We start from the raw sequence: 16436 nt of genomic DNA, 5'->3' as shown, positions 1-16436 counted from the left end.
TAACTTTTCTGTGCGGGCAAGGTATCCCGCGACGCATGACCTGGAAAGTGAACACGAAAGGACTTAAGGTTCGAGCATGGTGAGTGAACATGTTCAATTTCGCACCGACAAGCGTCGACAGACCGAAGCGAGGATCATTTCGGCCGCCGCCGACCTGTTCCTCGAACACGGGTACAGAGCCACGACCATCCGTGCCGTCGCGAAGGCCGCCGAGGTGTCCGTCGGCCGAGTGATGGCGATCGGCGACAAGGGCTCCATCCTCGTCGCCTGCTTCGACCGCTGGATCGGCCAGCTCCAGGACGGAACGTACACCCCTCCGCCACCGCGGAGAGCGACCCTGTCGAAAGCAGGCAGCGAGCCGGCAGAAGCCGCGGGGGCAACGTCAATCGGTGGGACCACCTCTGCCACCAACCCCCGACCCGCCTCGGCGGTGCAGCGGCATCTGCTCGACCTCTTCCTGCCCTTCCTCGAATTCTTCGCCGCACACGAAGATCTGTCGCGCGACTACACGGCCGCGATGGTGCGGGTGAAGGAGGATCCCGAGGTGTTCCGCACTCTCGCCGAGGATCTGCAGGGCCGCCTCGGCGACTCCCTGACCTCGATCGGCATCGGCGAGGACCATGCCCGGGCCAGCGCGGTCGCACTCTATGACTCCTACCTGGGCATCCTCTTCCGCTGGGCGGCCACCTCGATGACTCTCGCCGAGGCCACGGACGCACTGCTCGCTGTCATCGCTTTCCACACTCGCGTCAGGAATCCGCTGTGAGCGCGCAGCCTGAGACATCTATCGCTGCCCCGGGCACCGCCGTGCACCGGATGCGGATCGCCGAAGCCATGGAGGTTCGCCCATGACTCTGCTGCCCGATCCCATCTGGCCCGTCATCGTCCTCGCGGTCATCGTCTTCGGCGACGGATTGCTGACGTTCCGGCCGCCCAGGGCGATCGCCGCGTGTCTCGACGGGGTCGGATTCCCGCGTGACTGGTGGTGGGTGATCGCGGTCGTGAAGTTCCTCGCCGCGGCGGGGCTGGTGGCGGGCATCTGGGTCCCCGGGGTGGGCGCGGCCGCCTCGGCGGGACTCGTCGCCTACTTCGCCTGCGCGGCCGCCGCTCACCTGCGCGCACGCTATGTCGGGCGGGACTTCTGGCTCAACTGCCTGGGCATGCTCGTCGTCTGCCTGGCCGTGTTCGTCTTCTGCTTCCTCGTCTAGCCGCAGCCCGCACACCCGCAGCCCGCGACGCGGACGAACCAGCTGTCTTGGGTGGGCGAAATGATCGGGACCACTCGCCTTGGGTGGGCAAAATGGTCAGCCCGCCGGCGGTGAGTATCGGAGAATTCCGGCGATTCCCATGTGCGCCGCGGCATTTCTGCCCTAGAGTCGAAGTACGGCATCGCCGCCGGCCCAGGCACAGCACGAACCGCCATCGGCGGCAGATCGTTCGGCTGACGCACCGCGTCGTCCGGCAGCCGTGCCGAACCGCCTGGCAGAGGAGTGTGGACATGCCCGAATATGCCGACAGCAGTCGCACCCGCGACGAAACTCCCCACGAACGCTACGAGCGATGGTCCTGGATCCACGAGACGGCCGCCATGACGGGATGGGACTTCTCCGCACTGGCCGGCCGCCTCATCGCCGATGACCCGCCGTGGGACTTCGACGAGATCTGCCTCGAGGCGATGGCCGAATCGACCACCTGCCTCGACATGGGCACCGGCGGCGGCGAGTGCCTCAGCGAACTCATCGACCGCCTCGACGAGGCACGGCCACCCGGCGAATCGACCCCGACGATCACCGCGACCGAGGGGTGGGAGCCGAATGTCCCGTTGGCCACCTCGGCGCTGGAGGATTACGGGGTCACCGTGACCCGGTACGACAGCGATCACCATCCGGAGATGCCGTTCGGCGACGGCGAGTTCGACCTCGTGATGAACCGACACGAAAGCTATGACATCGCCGAGGTGGCCCGTGTCCTCGCCCCGGGTGGGCTGTTCCTCACCCAGCAGGTCGACGGCACCGAGGCGCAGGAGTTCCGTGATTACTTCGGCGGCGGTCCGGGCAATCTCAGCCAACAGCTCGAACCCTGCCTCGACGGCCTCGAACGTCACGGGCTGACGATCGAGGCCGCCCGGAAGTGGCAGGGGACGATGTCGTTCACCGACGTCGAGGCGGTCATCGAATACCTCGCCTACATCCCGTGGGACGTGCCCGGATTCACGGTCATGCCGAACCTCGGCGTGCTCGGGCGCCTGGCCGAATCGAGCGATCCGATCGAGGTCACGCAGAAGAGATTCCTCATCGTCGGCCGCAAGCCCTGACCGGAGGGAGGTTTTCCCGACCCTCGGCTTGGGTTATCAGGATGGGCCGCGTCACGCCCGCGTCGATAGCGTCGAGGTATGACTTCGACGGACTTCACCTATCCCCAGCCGACCGATGACGAGCTCGCGTCACAGCAGCCGCGACACCCCGCCCCTGACGCCCCGCTGATCTACTCCTCACCCGGCGGTGCCGGGCCGCACTGTGCCGCGCCGCACTCTCCCAGAACCAACTCCGCCGATGCGACGAACTCGCCTGCCCTGGGTCGAACGGCGATGGTGCTGTCGATCGTCGCCGGAGTTCTCTCCGTGGTCGCCTCGGTGATCCTCGGCGCCACGGTCGGACCCTCCGAGGCCGCCTCCGGGTACTACTTCACCGACACCCCGGACTGGTACCAGTCCCTGGCGGCCGCCCTCGTCGGCCTGCAGGCCCTGTGCACCGGGCTGGGCGTCACGGCCATCATCCTCGGCATCGTTGCGGCGGTCACGGCACGCGGTCGCACCTTCGGCATCATCGCGATTTCTGCGGCAGTGGTCGCTCCCTTCGTCTCCTTCGGCACTTTCATCGCCCTCAGCTTCGCCTTCGCCTGACCGCCGAGCGGCGAGCGGCGAGCGGCACGCAGCTTCGGCACCTCGTGCCGGCAGCCTCCCGGCGCTGTCCGAATCGCGAGTCACCTGTTGACACTGCCCCCACCACGGTGCACGATTGAACAAATCGATTTGGCCATTGAGTTCCAGGCCGATCACGATGCGCCTCAAGGAGCAGTGCCATGAGCGAGACGAACGATGCCAACGACGACATCCACCCGGTCGACCGACTGCGTCCGATCCACACACTCATCCCCTTCGCGATCCAGCATGTGCTCGTCATGGTGGCGACGCCGATCTCCTCGGTGTTCCTCATCGCCACCGCGCTCGGGCTGGATGCCAGGACCACCTCGGCGGTGCTGTCTGCGGTCTTCGTCTTCTCCGGTCTCGGGTCGATTCTGCAGTCGGTTGGGGTGTGGAAGATCGGCGTCCGGCTGCCGTTCGTCATGCTTCCCGGCGGGGCGGCGACGATCCTGTTCATCACGATCGCCCAGGGCACCGACGTCGAGACGGCGGTCGGCGCCGTCCTGCTCACCGGTGTCTTCTACATCCTCGCGGTGACCCTGTTCGTCAAGGTCCTCAAGTTCTTCCCGCCGCTGGTCATCGGCATCATGGTCATCGTCATCGGCATCAACCTCGTCCAGGTCACCGGCAAGCTCATCGTCGGCGAAGCGGACTCTCCGGACTTCGGCGACCCGCAGAACCTGCTGCTGGGACTCATCACCATCGTCATCACGGTGCTGTGCTTCCGGTTCCTGCGCGGGATGCTCGGCAAACTGTCCGTGGCCATCGGGCTCGTCGGCGGCACCATCGTCGGCGCCTTCATGGGGGCGACGGACTTCGCCGGGCAGACCGACGGCCCGCTGTTCGCCCTGCCCACGCTCTTCCCCTTCGGGTCTCCGAAGTTCGACCTCATCGCCGCGATCCCGATGCTGCTGTGGGCACTGGCCTCCATGGCCGAGGCGACCGGGCAGACGATCATCAACGCTGAGGTCGTCGAGAAGAAGGTCGAACCCGCCCGCGCGGTCCCGCGCCTCATCCGCGCCGACGGAATCACCACGATCATCGGCGGCCTCTTCGGCACCCCGGCCATGGTCACCAGCGGCGAGAACGTCGGCATCGTCCGTGCCTCCGGCGTGCGCAGCCGGTACGTGACCGCGATCGCCGGCATCATCCTCATCCTCATCGGCATCAGCCCGATCGCCCGGATCCTCAACGGAGTGCCCTCGGCTGTGGTCGGCGGCACCGCCGTGATCGTTTTCGCGATCATCGCGGTCCTCGGCATCCAGATGCTCGCGAAGATCGACTTCAACAAGACGGGCAACCTCATCACCGCCACCGTGGGTCTGGCCGCGGGTCTGATGCCCGTGCTCATCCCCGGCATGTACGCGCAGCTGCCGCAGAGTGCGGCATCACTGCTCGGCAGCGGCGTCGCCATGGCCGCGTTCGTCTCGGTGCTGCTCAACCTGCTCTTCCATCACACGGGCAAGCGCAACCGCCACCCGAAGGCACGCACACCGATCGCCGATCCGAGCGGCCTGGAGCAGCGTCCCGCCGACTACCGGATCTGAGTCGGGCGGACCGTCCGCTGGGCGAGGTCGTGCCGCCCACCCCTACATGAAGCATGTCCTACGCTTGGGCTGTGGATATTTCGTATTGGGTGTGTGCCGGCATCACCGTCATCAGCGCCGCTGTGAGCTTCGGCTACTCGCTGGCGGGGCTGCGCACGTCGGATGCCCCGTCGAAGACGGCGTCACGCTATGCGTTCTCCAGGAGCGTCGCACTGCTCGCGGTGGCGCTGACGGCTCTTTTCGCTGGTTCGGTCGGGTTCGTTGCGGCGGCGGCGATCGCGATGGTCCTGGTCCAAACCATCGACGCCGTGATCGGCGCAGGCATCCACGATCGCCTCAAGACCTACGGCCCGGCACTCACGGCTCTGTTCAACCTCGCCGCGCTCGTGTGGATGCTCGTCGCGTAGGTGACTGCAGAAGGGCCAGGACTTCACTCCGTCGGAACCACGCGCCCTAGTGCCGCGGTCCCGCGGTCGATTCCCGGACCACGAGTGCAGGTCCGGGTACGGTCGCCGAGGCGGCTGTGCCCGGTGAGTCCGAGGCCGCCGGTTCCGCACTTGGTTCGCTCGCCCCCGTTGCCCCACCCGGCCCCGTCGGATCGTCCTTGAGGACGGCCACGAGCATCTCGACGGCTGCGGTCGAGATCACCTCGAGTCCGAGGTCGACCGCCGTCAACGCAGGCGTGCTCGTGCGAGCGCGCAGCCCGTCATAGCGGGTGGCGATGAGCAGGTCACCCCCGACGGTTCGCCCGGCTTCCTGCGCGGCCCGGACCGCCCCGGTGGCGAAGGTGTCGATGGGAGCGAGCAGGGCATCGATGCCCGGGTGCGCGGCCAGCAGCTCAGCGGCGGCCGCATAGGCTCCGTCTTCTCCTGTCGTTTCGTCCGCCTCGACGATCAGTGGGGCAAACCCCCTCGCCGAGGCGGTCTGAGCGTAGATCTCGCGTGCTGCCGTCTGCGCACCGCGCCGACTGCGACCGACGAGCAGCGCCGGCTGCCTGGCGCCCTGATCGAGCAGATGGTCAAGCAGAAGCTGAGCCGTGCGCTCATGATGCAGGTCGATGCTCCACCGGCTGTCGGCAGCACTCGGCACACCTGCCGCGATGCCAGGGTCACCCACCTCGGTGCCGGACTCACCCGCCTCGGCGATGCGCTCATCGGCACTCGGCCCGTCGATCGTGACATAGGGGATTCCCCTGGCACGCAGCGCCTCGGCGATGGGGTCGTCGGCGGCCGGTTCGAGCAGGATCGCACCGTCGATGTCGAGCAGATCGACGGGATCGGTCTCCTCATTCGGCGGCGCGAGGACGAAGACATATCCTTCGAGCAGTGCGGTGCGCGCGCACCCCATTGCGAGTTCGGTGAAGAACCCGAGCTGAGAGGGCCCGGCAGACACGGCCGCCGGCATCGACGACAGCAGGGCGAGAGTCTGCGACTTCCCGGATCGCAGGCTCTGGGCACGCACGCTCGGCCGATAGTTCAGCCGGTCAGCGACCTCTTTGACCTTGGCTCGAGTGGCCGCGTTGACCTTGCCCTGACCGCTGAGCGCATGGGAGACCGTCGTCCGCGAGACACCCGCCTCACGCGCCACGTCGGCGATCGTGACGCGGTGCGCACGCGGGAAGTCGGACATGGATTCAGCCTACTGCACAGCGTCCGGACCGCGGCTCGGACAAGACCGGGTGCGGCTCGGGAGCGGCCAGTTCACGGTGGCGCTACGGCTCCGTCAAAACATAGGTCACTAACGGATACTTTTTCATACCCGAAAGTATCCGTTAGTGACCTACGTTTGCGCAGAGGATGCCCTTTTCTTGCCGCAGGCCTGAACGCGCGCGCCTCACTGCCCGCCCGCGCGCCTCACTGCCCGCCCGCGCGCCTCACACCCGCGCGCGGCCCTCACGCCTGGACGATGACGATGGCCCCGGACACGATGGCGAATCCGAGGACGATGTAGCGCAGCACCGGTCCGTCGAGACGGTGGTGGACGTAGCGGGAGAGGAACGACCCGACGACGAGGAACGGCAGCATCCACGCCGTCGTGACCATCGTGTCGGCCGTGACCCGCCCGGAGAAGGCGAGCACGATGAGCGAGATGACCTCGCCGACGAGGAAGCACACCGCCACCGTCGAGCGCAGCTCCGGGCCGGGACTGTGCTGGTAGGCCAGCGCATAGGGCGGTCCGCCGATGCCGGTCGAGGTCTCGGTGACGCCGGTGACGAGCCCGACCGAGGCGAGCACCGTGCGATTCGGCGTGAATTTCGGCGCGAGCAGGGCGATGACCGCGGCGATGAGCGTCGACCAGCCGATGAGCAGGGAGAGCTGGTGGAGGTTGATGATGACGAGGATCCACAGACCCGCGAACGTCCCGGCGAATCGGCCGACGCTGATCCATTTCACCCCCGTCCAGTCGATGTGCTCACGTTCGCGCGCGGCGACGTAGAAGTTGAGCGGGATCATCAGCACGAGCAGCATCACCGGGATGAGGCTCGGGTCCATGAACGTCACAACGGGAGCGAGGATCATCGCAAACCCCATCCCCGTCGACCCCTGCACGAACGCAGAGATGAGAACGACGACGGCGATGATCGTGAACGCGAGACCCGTCACCAGTCGGCACCTCCCGCCGAGGTGGCTGTGCCGTTCCGCACCCCGTTCGCCGAGGCAGCGCCCCCGTCCCGAAGCGGAGTGCCCTCGTGCTCGGCCATCCACCTCGACCGATGCTCGGACGCGCTCGGATCGATGCGGGTGATCGGCGAGTTCTCGACGACGCGGCGCGAGACCTCCCTGGCACGGTCGAGGAATTCGCGTCCGTCCCAGTCGACGGGCCACCCGTGTTCGAGTCGCAGCTTTCCGTCGACGATGACCGCCTCGATCTGGTCGCGATTGGCCACGCGGACGAGTTCCCAGGGCAGGTCCCAGGAGGGGACGAATTCCGGGGTGTCGATGTCGACGACGAGGAGGTCGGCGTGGGCACCGGGGGTGATCTCGCCGACCCGGCCGCTCAGTCCCAATGCGTCAGCGCCGCCGCGCAGTCCCTGTTCGAGCCAGGTCCAGCCGCCGCCGGATGAGGAGTCGACGACGTCCATTCCACCGGTGAGTCGCTGCGCGGTCTCGGCGGCGTCGAGGAGTCGGAACGCATCCGAGCGGGTGCCGTCGGTGCCGAGTCCGATGCGCACACCGAGTTCGTGCATGAGCAGGGCGGGCGCCACGGCGTTGCCCTTCCATGAGCTGGCCACCGGGTTGTAGGCGATCGCGCCGCCGGAGTCGCGCAGCAGGCGGATCTCGCGCGGGGTGAGCAGGGTGGCGTGCGCGGCGAGCAGTTCGGGACCGAGGGTGCCGAGGCGGGCCATCCTCTCGAGCGGACGTTCCCCGCTCGAATTCAGGGAGCGTTCGACGGCGACGATGTGTTCGTTGAGGTGCGTCTGGAAGGGCACTCCCGCCTCGCGGGCCATTCGCGTGAGCGCCACGAGAGCCTCGTCGGAGGCGACCTCGGGGATGGATACGGCCAGGGAGGGGTGGACGAGCGGCTCCGCGTCCCACCTGATCAGGTGGGATTCGGCGGCGGCGACCACCTCGGCGACGGTCGAGGTGCGCACTCCCCCGCCGAGGTCGTTGCCGATCATTCCGAGCACGCAGCGCAGGCCCACCGCCGAGGTGACGTCGGAGATCGCGGAGATGTCGACGCTCGAGCGGGTGCCGGCGTCGGCGACGGTGGTGAAGCCGCCGCGCAGGGATTCCCAGGCGGCCAGCCGGGTGGCGACGTCGATGGCCTCGGCGTCCATATTCGACTCCATCGGCACCCACACGCGCTGGAAGATCTCGGAGGGTTCGCCGAAGACGAGGGACTTGCCGAAGGTCTGCGTGAGGTGATGGTGGGCGTCGATGAAGCCTGGCATGAGCAGGCGACCGGGCAGGTCGATGCGGGTGACCTGGCGTTCGGTATGGGCAGTGCCCGTCGTTTCGGGGGCGTGCACTTCGGTCAGCAGCGCTGGGACTTGGGCGGCCACCTCGGCGAGGGGACCGACGGCGAGGATGCGGCCGTCATCGACGAGGACCGCGTGGCCGGTCTGCGGCCCTTCGGGGAGGAGGACCTGGTCGGGAACGAGCAGGGCCGGGGATTGGTGGAGCGTGCGCAGCTGGGACATGGGTTCCTTCGCACTCGATAGGGATGGAGCCAAATCGATTTGGCTTTCTTGATTGTACTGTCCTCGGCGAGCCCGGGTCAACGATTTCTCGAGGGTCGCGGCAGGAAGCGCTGCGCGATTCCGAGGCCCGGATCGGCGACTAGAATAAGGGGATGACGACCCTGCCGCTCGCCCCCGCCTCGGCGGATCATGGGCACCTGGAGTGCGGGTATTTCGACCGCGGGGAGTGCCGCTCGTGCGTGCTCCTCGAGACGCCGTATCCGCAGCAGCTCTCGGACAAGGAAACCTGGTGCCGGGAGATCCTCGCCGAGGCGGCTCCGCAGGTGTGGCTGCCGAGTTTCGCCGGCGGGGTGGCCGGCTTCCGCAATCGGGCGAAGCTCGCCGTGGGCGGGTCAGCCGGTCGCGTCACCTTGGGCATCCTCGATGGGGAGTTCCACGGCGTCGATCTGCGCGACTGCGGGATCCAGGCGCCGGCGATCCGGGCCGTGATCCCGGTCCTCGCGGACTTCCTCGACGACACCGGGCTCGAACCCTACGATGTCTCCGCACGCCGCGGTGAGCTAAAGTTCGTCCACGTCACGGTAGCTCCGTCCGGGGATCTGATGATCAGGTTCGTCGTGCGCACCCAGCACGGCCTCGATGTGCTGCGCTCGCGACGGGTCGCGCTGTTCGAGTCGGTGCCGACCGCAACCGTGGTCTCGGTGAATCTGCTGCCTGAACATAAGGCCGTGCTCGAAGGCAGCCGGGAAGAGATGCTGCGAGGCGAGTCTCTGCGAATGAATCTCGACCGGGTCGACCTGCACCTGAGGCCGCAGAGTTTCTTCCAGACGAACACGGATGTGGCCATCGGTTTGTACAACCAGGTGGCCGAGTGGGTGGACTCGGTGCATGCGGAGAACCTGTGGGATCTCTACTGCGGAGTCGGCGGATTCGCGCTGTTTTGCGCGGGCGCCGAAGCGACGGCGGCGGGCACCGCTGCGGGGCCGTCAGCGGTCGTGTCCGGAAGCGAACGGTCGATCGACGAGGTCACCTCAGGTTTCCGTCGACCCCGCCGAGTCACCGGCGTCGAAGTCAGCGAGCAGGCGATCGAGTCGGCGAAGATCAGCGCCGCCGAGCTCGGCATCGAGGCACACTTCCTCGCCGCCGATGCCACGGAGTTCGCCGAGGAGCACCTGGGTGGTGCTGGTTCCACGCCCCTGGTCGGCGCTTCCGCCTCGGCGACCGAGGAGCACCTAGCCACGTATGAACGGCCGGACTGCGTGATCGTCAACCCACCTCGGCGAGGGATCGGCACCAGGCTGTCGACCGCACTCGAGAATTCGAGTGTCGAGCACATCGTCTATTCGAGCTGCAACCCCGTCTCCCTGGCCAAGAACCTCGCCCGGATGCCGAGCTACGCGGTCGAGCAGGCGCGGATCTTCGACATGTTCCCGCACACGAAGCATCTCGAGGTCGCGGTCCTGCTCCAGCGAAAGTGAACAACTGCGGACCTTCACCCTTCCCCTTCTGCTACCACATTGATACCATGGGAATATGGCTATGACACTGCGGTTGAATTCGGACGATGAACGCCTCCTGGCCGAGCTGGCAGAAGCCGAAGGCATCAGCCGCCAAGCGCTGACGATTCGAGCCATCCATGAGATGGCGGAGCGACGCGGCCACGCCGCCAAAGTCAGTCAAGCTTCCGAACGCGCGCGCGACCGCTATGCCAAACTCCTCGAACGCCTCGGTGAATGACTTCTTACCTCCGCACTGAGGACATGCTCGCGCTGACCGCCGACCTCAATGTGGGGCCGGTAAGAGATCTGGGCTTGCTGGAGTCAGCGACGCACCGTCCTCGAACTGTGCTCTGGGGAGCGGAGGCGTACCCTTCTCTGGAGACCAAGGCGGCTTCGCTCCTCGAATCCGTCGTACGCAACCATCCGCTTGTCGACGGAAACAAGCGTCTCGGGTGGCTGAGCGTCGTCGTCTTCTACGAGCTCAATGGGGTCTTTCTTGAAGCACCAGACGACGAAGCCTATGACCTGGTGATATCGGTCGCCAGCGGAGAGCTCGGTGTCGATGAAGTCGCTCACTCCCTCCGCCGGTGGCGTGACCAAAGCTGAAGACCCTCACACCGAGACCACCCCGCACCCTCGAGACGACCCAGCACAAAGGGAGGTCTCGACGCTCCGGGGTGGTCTCGAGGCACCGGCGGCCAGCACTACGCCGGCGTCAGTAGTCCATCCCCATCGCCGTGCGCACCTCGGCCAGCGTCGCCTCGGCGATGGCATTGGCCCGTTGGTTGCCGGCAGCCAGGATGCGCCTCACCTCGGCGGGGTCGGCTTCCAACTCGGCGCGACGGGATCGATGGTCCGCGAGATAGTCGTTGACCACCTCGGCGACATGGTTCTTCAGTGCCCCGGCACCTGCGTCGGCGATGGTCGCCGCAATGGCCTCGGGTGACTCACCGGTGCACACCGACGCCGTGGACAGCAGTGCCGAGACCCCCGGGCGGTTGTCGGGGTCGAAGGTGATGTGCCGCTGCGAGTCCGTCTGCGTGCGGCGGATGACCGCGGCTGTCTCGTCGGCGCTCATGCCCAGGGAGATGGCGTTTCCGTAGCTCTTCGACATCTTCCGTCCGTCGAGTCCGGGGAGTTCGGGTGTAGTGGTGAGCAGGGCTTCCGGCTCGGGGAAGATCGCGCCCGAATCAGACCCGTAACGCTCGTTGAAGCGGCGGGCGATGGTGCGAGTGATCTCGACGTGCGGCAGGTTGTCCTTACCGACCGGCACGAGGTTGCCCTTGCAGAAGAGGATATCCGCGGCCTGGTGGACCGGGTAGGTGAGCAGGAGCCCGCTGAGTGGTCGCCCAGAGGCGGCGAGTTCGGATTTGACCGTCGGATTGCGTCGGAGTTCGGAGTCGGTGACGAGGCTGAGGAACGGCAGCAGCAGCTGGTTGAGTGCGGGAATGGCTGAGTGCGTGAAGATCGTCGTCCGTGTCGGATCGATGCCTGCCGCGAGGTAGTCCAACATCGCCTCGAGGACGTTGTTGTGGACATTCGCCGAGGTGGCCCGGTCCGTGATCACCTGGTAGTCGGCGATGACGATGAACGTCTCGATGCCGAGGTTCTGCAGGCGCACACGCTCGAGTACGGATCCGAAGAGGTGCCCGAGATGGAGCGGTCCGGTGGGCCGCTCGCCGGTGAGCATGCGAAATCGGCCGGGGTGAGCGTCGATGTCGGCGCGCAGCTGCGGCATGCGTTCGAGGGTGGCCGTGAGTGAGTCCATGGATGTGTCTCCTGTGTTCGTGTCGATGTGATGACACGGACTGCACGGAAGCGACCTCACAGGGGGAGCGGGCTGCCATGCAGCCCGCGGGTATGCGTCAGTCGGCTGCGTCGAGAGGCAGCCACCACCAGTTGAGTCCGGAATTGCGCATGCCCCGATCGTACTCCGGCCCCATCGATCGCCGAAGCGGCGGGTGGGGTTTGTCAGCGATGAGCCGCGGTAAGCTCGACACCATGACCGGACAGGCATTTAGCCGCTCACGGATCGGTAACCAGGTCGGCAGTTGAGCCGCAGAGGGCAAAAGCGTTCGGCTCGCAGCCCTCCCACGAAGAAGTCTTCTCCAACATCATGCTCTCGGACGGGGTGATGCTCCAGTTCGCCTCTCCCCCGCCGGGGTTCGACATCCTCCCGGTCCATATGGCGTTCCTGTGCACGGCTGAGCACTTCGATCGGGCCGTTGGCCTGCTCGAACGACGTGGCCTCGACTTCTGGGCCGATCCACAGCGCACCCGCCTACACGAAACGAACGAGAAGCACGGCGGTCGCGGCGTCTACTTCCTCGACCCGTCGGGCATGTACTTGGAGCTCATCACCAAGCCGTACCTGTAAGGATCGCTGACCGCGCGAGTCAGCGCCCACCGCGCACCGCATAACGCACTACAGTGTCGGCAACTTGAGCGGGCGGCGTCCTGCTCGCTCATGTGCCGCCGCTGTCGACTGCGCCGAAGCTATGCCAGCAGACTCTGCCGGAAACGCTCGACGACAGCCGGCAGGGGCCCGCGCTTGCGATGAACGACGACAAGTGTGCGCTCGATGGTCGGACAGATCGGTATGCTCACGATGCCTTCGAACTGCACCAGGGGCACGACCATCTCGGGCACGACCGAGACGCCTAATCCAGCTGAGACCAAACCGCCTACAGCTGGAATGCTGCGGGCCGACTGCACTACGTCGACACTGACGTCGTGCTTGGCGAACGCGTGGTCGACCAAGGGTCCGATGCTGGTGACCGCATCAAAGCCGATGAACTTCTCCAGAGAGAAATCACTCCAGGTGAGTTTTTTCAGCTCGGCCAGCCGATGACCAGTCGACATTATCGCCACCAGCTTGTCGGAGACGACCTCTTCGATCTCAAGCTCGGCGGGAATACTCGAATCAAGGGCCAGGATGCCCAAATCCACGGTGCCGTTGAGGATCTTCTCCGCCACGTTCTCCTGGGGTTCGTCGTGGATCTTCAACCCCACCTGCGGCAGATCTCGGCGAAATCCCGCGATCACGTGCGGCAGCAGCGTCGCAGTCACTGATGGAAGGCATGCCACTCGCACGATGCCGTCTTCGCCGTTCATATGTCGTGCGATGCGATCCAGTGCCTCATCGTAGGTGGCGACTGCCATCGAAGCGTGAGCCGCGACCTCCTCGCCCAGACGGGTCGGGACGACCGATCGTGTGCTCCGGTCGAAGAGCCTGCTGCCGATGCGCCGTTCCGCCTCAGCCAATGCCCGACTCACAGCTGGCTGGCTGATCTGCAAGCCCTCGGCGGCGAGGGTGAAGCTGCGCAGTCGGTGAAGCGCCTCGATTGCGCGCAGGTGGTACATCGCCAGATTAATAACCATAGTTCATCAGTGTAGAGCGAAACGATATTGGACGAAGCCTTCAATGAGCCTGGATCATGGACTTTGATCTCTGAGAAAGGAATCAAAGGTGCTTTCACTCATTGGATACGTATCAATGCTGGTGATCCTCGCTCTGCTGCTCTGGCAGAAGGTGTCACCCATCGTCGCTCTCGCAGGAGTCCCGATCGTTGCGGCTCTCATCGCAGGCAATTCACCGGCGCAAGTCAGCGAATTCGCGTTGGCCGGCATCAACAGCGTCGCCAGCGTTGTCGTGATGTTCGTATTCGCCATCGTGTTCTTCGGCATCCTCCGTCACGTCGGGTTCTTCGACCCGATCATCGACAGGATCGTCCGCCTCGGCGGCTCGTCTCCGAAAGCCGTGGCGGTAGCGACGACACTGTTGGCCTCCGTGGCTCACCTCGACGGCGCCGGCGCGACAACGTTCCTCATCACCATCCCTGCGATGCTGCCGATCTATCAGCGTCTCGGCATGAGTCGCTTGACGCTGACGGCTTGCGTAGGTCTTGGTGCGGGTGCCATGAACATGCTGCCCTGGGGAGGTCCGACCGCACGGGCCGCGGCAACCGTGGGTGTCGAACCCAATGTGGTGTGGACACCGCTCATACCGGCCCAGATCGTCGGTGTCATCGCTGCGCTCGGCGTCGCATGGTTCCTCGGCAGTCGCGAAGCCAAGCGCATCACGAAGGGTAAGCCTGCCGAATTCGCCGAGGCGGTCGACACTCACAACGGTGACCACTCCACTCGTTCGATCGAGGTCGACACAATCGAGGCCGGCCGGAACAGGGCCGAGTCATCCGAGCACAACAGCTTCAACTCACGTTCAACCTCGGTAGTGGAAGACAAGGGTCGTCAGGAATCCGGCGACCGCTCCGACACCGTCGAGAAGGACTTCCGCAACATTCCGCTGTGGGTCAACGGGCTGATTCTGCTGGCAACCCTGGTGGTGCTGATGTGGGGCATCGTCTCCCCAGCTGTCGCCTTCCTCGTCGCGACGATCATCGCACTCATCATCAATTTCCGAGGGTTGGAGAACCAGTCACGGCAATTCGACATCAGTGCGAAGTCGGCAATGCTCATGGCCAGCACCTTGCTGGCCGCAGGTGTCCTCCTCGGTGTCCTCGACGAAAGCGGGATGATCGAGTCGATGGCCGAATCAGCGGTCAAGATCCTGCCGGCGGGAATCATGCCGATCCTGCCGATCGCCGTCGCCGTACTCGGCGTGCCCATGAGCCTGTTCTTCGGGCCTGACGCCTACTACTTCGGCGTCTTGCCGGTCCTATCCGCCGTGGGCTCGAACTACGGCATCGATCCTGTTGTGCTCGCCCAGGCATCAGTCATCGGACAGGAGACACTCGGATTTCCCATCAGCCCCCTGACCGGGGCGTTCTACCTTCTCGTCGGGCTGGCAAACGTACCGATCGGCAAGCACATCCTCGGCCTATTCGGCTGGGCATGGCTGGTCAGTATCATCGTGCTCATCGCCGCAATCGTGATCGGAGTGATTCCCCTGTGGACAGCCTGAACCTTTCGAACCCGAACGGACTCTCGTCCCCTCCCAAAGCTCCGGATCAGGTGCGGCTCGGAGCCGGCGCCGGATTCGCAGGGGATCGGCTCGATCCGGCGATCGCCCTTGCCGAGCACGGCCGACTCGATTTCCTCGTCTTCGAACTCCTGGGAGAGCGGACTGTGGCCGCGGCCCAACGACGCGAACGAGAGATTGCGGACACGGGCTTCGACCCGACCTTGATCGATCGAATAGTCTCGGTCGCCGCCCACTGCGCAGCCAACGGCACACGCATCATCACGAACGGCGGTGCCGCCAACCCGAGGGCCGCTGCCGAAGCCGTCGCCGAGGCGGTCCGGAAACTGGACGTCGACCTGCCCGTTGCCTATGTCAGCGGAGATGATGTCCTTCAGATCGTTGAAAACACCGATCCAGTGACTTGGGAGACCGGACAGCCGGCATCCTCTATCGACGGGGAACTCATTTCGGCCAACGCCTATTTGGGCAGTGAGCCGATCCGGCGGGCCTTGGATGCTGGTGCCAGAATCGTCATCACCGGTCGCGTCGCTGATCCTTCGCTCTACGTCGGGGCGATGGCTCACCACTTCGATTGGGACCTCCACGATGCCGACCTCATCGGTCGGGCCACCGTGATCGGGCACCTGCTCGAATGTGCCGGTCAGGTCACTGGCGGATATTTCGCTGACCCAGTAACCAAACCCGTGAACGGTCTCGCTGAACTCGGTTTCCCTTTCGCCGATGTCGATGCCGATGCCCAAGCCGTCCTCGGTAAACTCGACGGTTCCGGAGGAGAGGTGTCCGTACATACCTGCACTGAGCAGCTGCTCTACGAGGTCGCCGTGCCGAGCGCCTACATCACACCGGATGTCACTGCCGATTTCTCACATGTGAGTTTCGAGCAAGTGTCCGCTGACCGTGTGCGCGTGTGCGGCGGCTCGGGCGCGGTCAAGCCCTCTGACCTCAAGGTCACGCTCGGCTACGACTCCGGATGGCAGGGTGAGGGGCAGATCTCTTACACCGGCATTCGGTCGAAGGAACGCGCGGAGCTGGCGGCAGCGATCATCCTCGAGCGCCTCAAGTCGCTGCATGGCTTCGACCCAAACTCCGTGTTCGTCGAATACATCGGAATGGCCGCGGCGTTCCGCGGTCTGATGAAGGTCGATACCTCAGCCGAGGTGCGGCTGCGCATCGTTGGAAGCGCTAGCTCGCGACGGAGAGCAGCCATCATCGGCGACGAGGTCGAAGCCCTCTACACGAATGGACCGGCAGGCGGCGGAGGTGCGAGGAAGTCCGTGCACAGCGTCATCTCGGTCAAGTCGTGCAGCGTCGACCGAGCGATCATCGAAGATGCCGCATCCATTGAGTTCGTCGATGGCCGCACCCAGATCTGAGGAGAGAA

17 protein-coding genes are annotated in these 16436 nt (G+C 65.5%); 12 read left to right on the top strand and 5 right to left on the bottom strand.

All coding sequences use genetic code 11. The features are described from left to right. Window positions 1–76 precede the first annotated feature (76 nt). The 6 genes from J9314_RS02220 (at window position 77) to J9314_RS02195 (ending at window position 4877) form a co-directional block, all read left to right on the top strand. Window positions 77–766: a TetR/AcrR family transcriptional regulator gene (locus J9314_RS02220; protein WP_210604285.1), complete on the top strand. Its 690-nt coding sequence runs from the start codon at window positions 77–79 to the stop codon at window positions 764–766. Window positions 767–848: 82 nt separating this feature from the next. Then, a complete protein-coding gene (locus tag J9314_RS02215) occupies window positions 849–1208 on the top strand; it encodes a DoxX family protein (RefSeq protein ID WP_210604284.1) in 360 nt (119 codons plus the stop codon). Between the two features lie 290 nt (window positions 1209–1498). Further along, complete coding sequence (locus tag J9314_RS02210) at window positions 1499–2314, top strand: class I SAM-dependent methyltransferase (protein WP_210604283.1); 816 nt, start codon at window positions 1499–1501, stop codon at window positions 2312–2314. A gap of 78 nt (window positions 2315–2392) precedes the next feature. After that, window positions 2393–2902 (top strand): hypothetical protein, encoded by a 510-nt coding sequence (locus J9314_RS02205; protein ID WP_210604282.1) that lies wholly within the window; start codon window positions 2393–2395, stop codon window positions 2900–2902. Between the two features lie 179 nt (window positions 2903–3081). After that, window positions 3082–4470 carry a uracil-xanthine permease family protein gene (locus tag J9314_RS02200; RefSeq protein ID WP_210604281.1) on the top strand — a complete coding sequence of 463 codons (1389 nt, stop codon included), beginning with the start codon at window positions 3082–3084 and terminating at the stop codon, window positions 4468–4470. 71 nt (window positions 4471–4541) lie between these two features. After that, window positions 4542–4877, top strand: coding sequence for a hypothetical protein (locus J9314_RS02195; RefSeq protein ID WP_246490566.1), 336 nt, complete (start codon window positions 4542–4544; stop codon window positions 4875–4877). A gap of 46 nt (window positions 4878–4923) precedes the next feature. Here the strand turns inward: J9314_RS02195 and J9314_RS02190 are convergent, their stop codons facing one another. The 3 genes from J9314_RS02190 to J9314_RS02180 form a co-directional block, all read right to left on the bottom strand. Next, entirely contained in the window at window positions 4924–6099 is a 1176-nt protein-coding gene (locus J9314_RS02190; protein WP_210604280.1) for a LacI family DNA-binding transcriptional regulator, read from the bottom strand. Window positions 6100–6362: 263 nt separating this feature from the next. Then, window positions 6363–7073, bottom strand: a complete 711-nt coding sequence (locus J9314_RS02185; RefSeq protein ID WP_210604279.1) for a sulfite exporter TauE/SafE family protein — start codon at window positions 7071–7073, stop codon at window positions 6363–6365. Then, on the bottom strand, window positions 7070–8611 hold the full coding sequence (locus J9314_RS02180) for an amidohydrolase family protein (RefSeq protein ID WP_210604278.1): 1542 nt from the start codon (window positions 8609–8611) through the stop codon (window positions 7070–7072). Before J9314_RS02180 ends, J9314_RS02185 begins: the two co-directional genes overlap by 4 nt. A 152-nt stretch (window positions 8612–8763) precedes the next feature. On the opposite strand from J9314_RS02180, the gene J9314_RS02175 reads away from it, so the two are divergent. The 3 genes from J9314_RS02175 to J9314_RS02165 are packed head-to-tail and all read left to right on the top strand — an operon-like array spanning window position 8764 to window position 10716. Next, a complete protein-coding gene (locus J9314_RS02175; protein WP_210604277.1) occupies window positions 8764–10089 on the top strand; it encodes a methyltransferase domain-containing protein in 1326 nt (441 codons plus the stop codon). Between the two features lie 55 nt (window positions 10090–10144). Continuing rightward, on the top strand, window positions 10145–10348 hold the full coding sequence (locus J9314_RS02170) for a CopG family transcriptional regulator (protein WP_181273901.1): 204 nt from the start codon (window positions 10145–10147) through the stop codon (window positions 10346–10348). Continuing rightward, window positions 10345–10716 carry a type II toxin-antitoxin system death-on-curing family toxin gene (locus J9314_RS02165; protein ID WP_210604276.1) on the top strand — a complete coding sequence of 124 codons (372 nt, stop codon included), beginning with the start codon at window positions 10345–10347 and terminating at the stop codon, window positions 10714–10716. The genes J9314_RS02170 and J9314_RS02165 overlap by 4 nt, the downstream gene beginning before the upstream one ends. A 109-nt stretch (window positions 10717–10825) precedes the next feature. Here J9314_RS02165 and trpS read toward each other — a convergent pair whose 3' ends face one another. Further along, complete coding sequence (trpS, locus tag J9314_RS02160) at window positions 10826–11878, bottom strand: tryptophan--tRNA ligase (RefSeq protein ID WP_210604275.1); 1053 nt, start codon at window positions 11876–11878, stop codon at window positions 10826–10828. 366 nt (window positions 11879–12244) lie between these two features. Between trpS and J9314_RS02155 the strand changes: the two genes are divergently transcribed. Continuing rightward, the gene (locus J9314_RS02155; protein WP_246490565.1) at window positions 12245–12487 is read left to right on the top strand and encodes a VOC family protein; all 243 of its coding nucleotides are present in this window, start codon (window positions 12245–12247) and stop codon (window positions 12485–12487) included. Window positions 12488–12606: 119 nt separating this feature from the next. Here the strand turns inward: J9314_RS02155 and J9314_RS02150 are convergent, their stop codons facing one another. After that, a complete protein-coding gene (locus J9314_RS02150; RefSeq protein ID WP_210604274.1) occupies window positions 12607–13491 on the bottom strand; it encodes a LysR family transcriptional regulator in 885 nt (294 codons plus the stop codon). A gap of 88 nt (window positions 13492–13579) precedes the next feature. On the opposite strand from J9314_RS02150, the gene J9314_RS02145 reads away from it, so the two are divergent. Beyond that, entirely contained in the window at window positions 13580–15034 is a 1455-nt protein-coding gene (locus tag J9314_RS02145; protein WP_246490564.1) for a CitMHS family transporter, read from the top strand. Next, window positions 15022–16428: an acyclic terpene utilization AtuA family protein gene (locus tag J9314_RS02140; RefSeq protein ID WP_246490563.1), complete on the top strand. Its 1407-nt coding sequence runs from the start codon at window positions 15022–15024 to the stop codon at window positions 16426–16428. Before J9314_RS02145 ends, J9314_RS02140 begins: the two co-directional genes overlap by 13 nt. Window positions 16429–16436 lie beyond the last annotated feature (8 nt).

Origin of the sequence: Brevibacterium oceani (genome assembly GCF_017948325.1) — a bacterium.
Lineage (GTDB): Bacteria > Actinomycetota > Actinomycetes > Actinomycetales > Brevibacteriaceae > Brevibacterium > Brevibacterium oceani.
The sequence above is the reverse complement of the archived record's forward strand: the minus strand, read 5'-3'. Positions and strand labels throughout refer to the sequence as shown.

Coding starts and splice junctions, on each gene's coding strand:
- J9314_RS02220 (WP_210604285.1), top strand. CDS start 77: ATGGTGAGTGAACATGTTCAATTTCGCACCGACAAGCGTCGACAGACC.
- J9314_RS02215 (WP_210604284.1), top strand. CDS start 849: ATGACTCTGCTGCCCGATCCCATCTGGCCCGTCATCGTCCTCGCGGTC.
- J9314_RS02210 (WP_210604283.1), top strand. CDS start 1,499: ATGCCCGAATATGCCGACAGCAGTCGCACCCGCGACGAAACTCCCCAC.
- J9314_RS02205 (WP_210604282.1), top strand. CDS start 2,393: ATGACTTCGACGGACTTCACCTATCCCCAGCCGACCGATGACGAGCTC.
- J9314_RS02200 (WP_210604281.1), top strand. CDS start 3,082: ATGAGCGAGACGAACGATGCCAACGACGACATCCACCCGGTCGACCGA.
- J9314_RS02190 (WP_210604280.1), bottom strand. CDS start 6,099: ATGTCCGACTTCCCGCGTGCGCACCGCGTCACGATCGCCGACGTGGCG.
- J9314_RS02180 (WP_210604278.1), bottom strand. CDS start 8,611: ATGTCCCAGCTGCGCACGCTCCACCAATCCCCGGCCCTGCTCGTTCCC.
- J9314_RS02175 (WP_210604277.1), top strand. CDS start 8,764: ATGACGACCCTGCCGCTCGCCCCCGCCTCGGCGGATCATGGGCACCTG.
- J9314_RS02170 (WP_181273901.1), top strand. CDS start 10,145: ATGGCTATGACACTGCGGTTGAATTCGGACGATGAACGCCTCCTGGCC.
- J9314_RS02165 (WP_210604276.1), top strand. CDS start 10,345: ATGACTTCTTACCTCCGCACTGAGGACATGCTCGCGCTGACCGCCGAC.
- trpS (WP_210604275.1), bottom strand. CDS start 11,878: ATGGACTCACTCACGGCCACCCTCGAACGCATGCCGCAGCTGCGCGCC.
- J9314_RS02155 (WP_246490565.1), top strand. CDS start 12,245: ATGCTCCAGTTCGCCTCTCCCCCGCCGGGGTTCGACATCCTCCCGGTC.
- J9314_RS02150 (WP_210604274.1), bottom strand. CDS start 13,491: ATGGTTATTAATCTGGCGATGTACCACCTGCGCGCAATCGAGGCGCTT.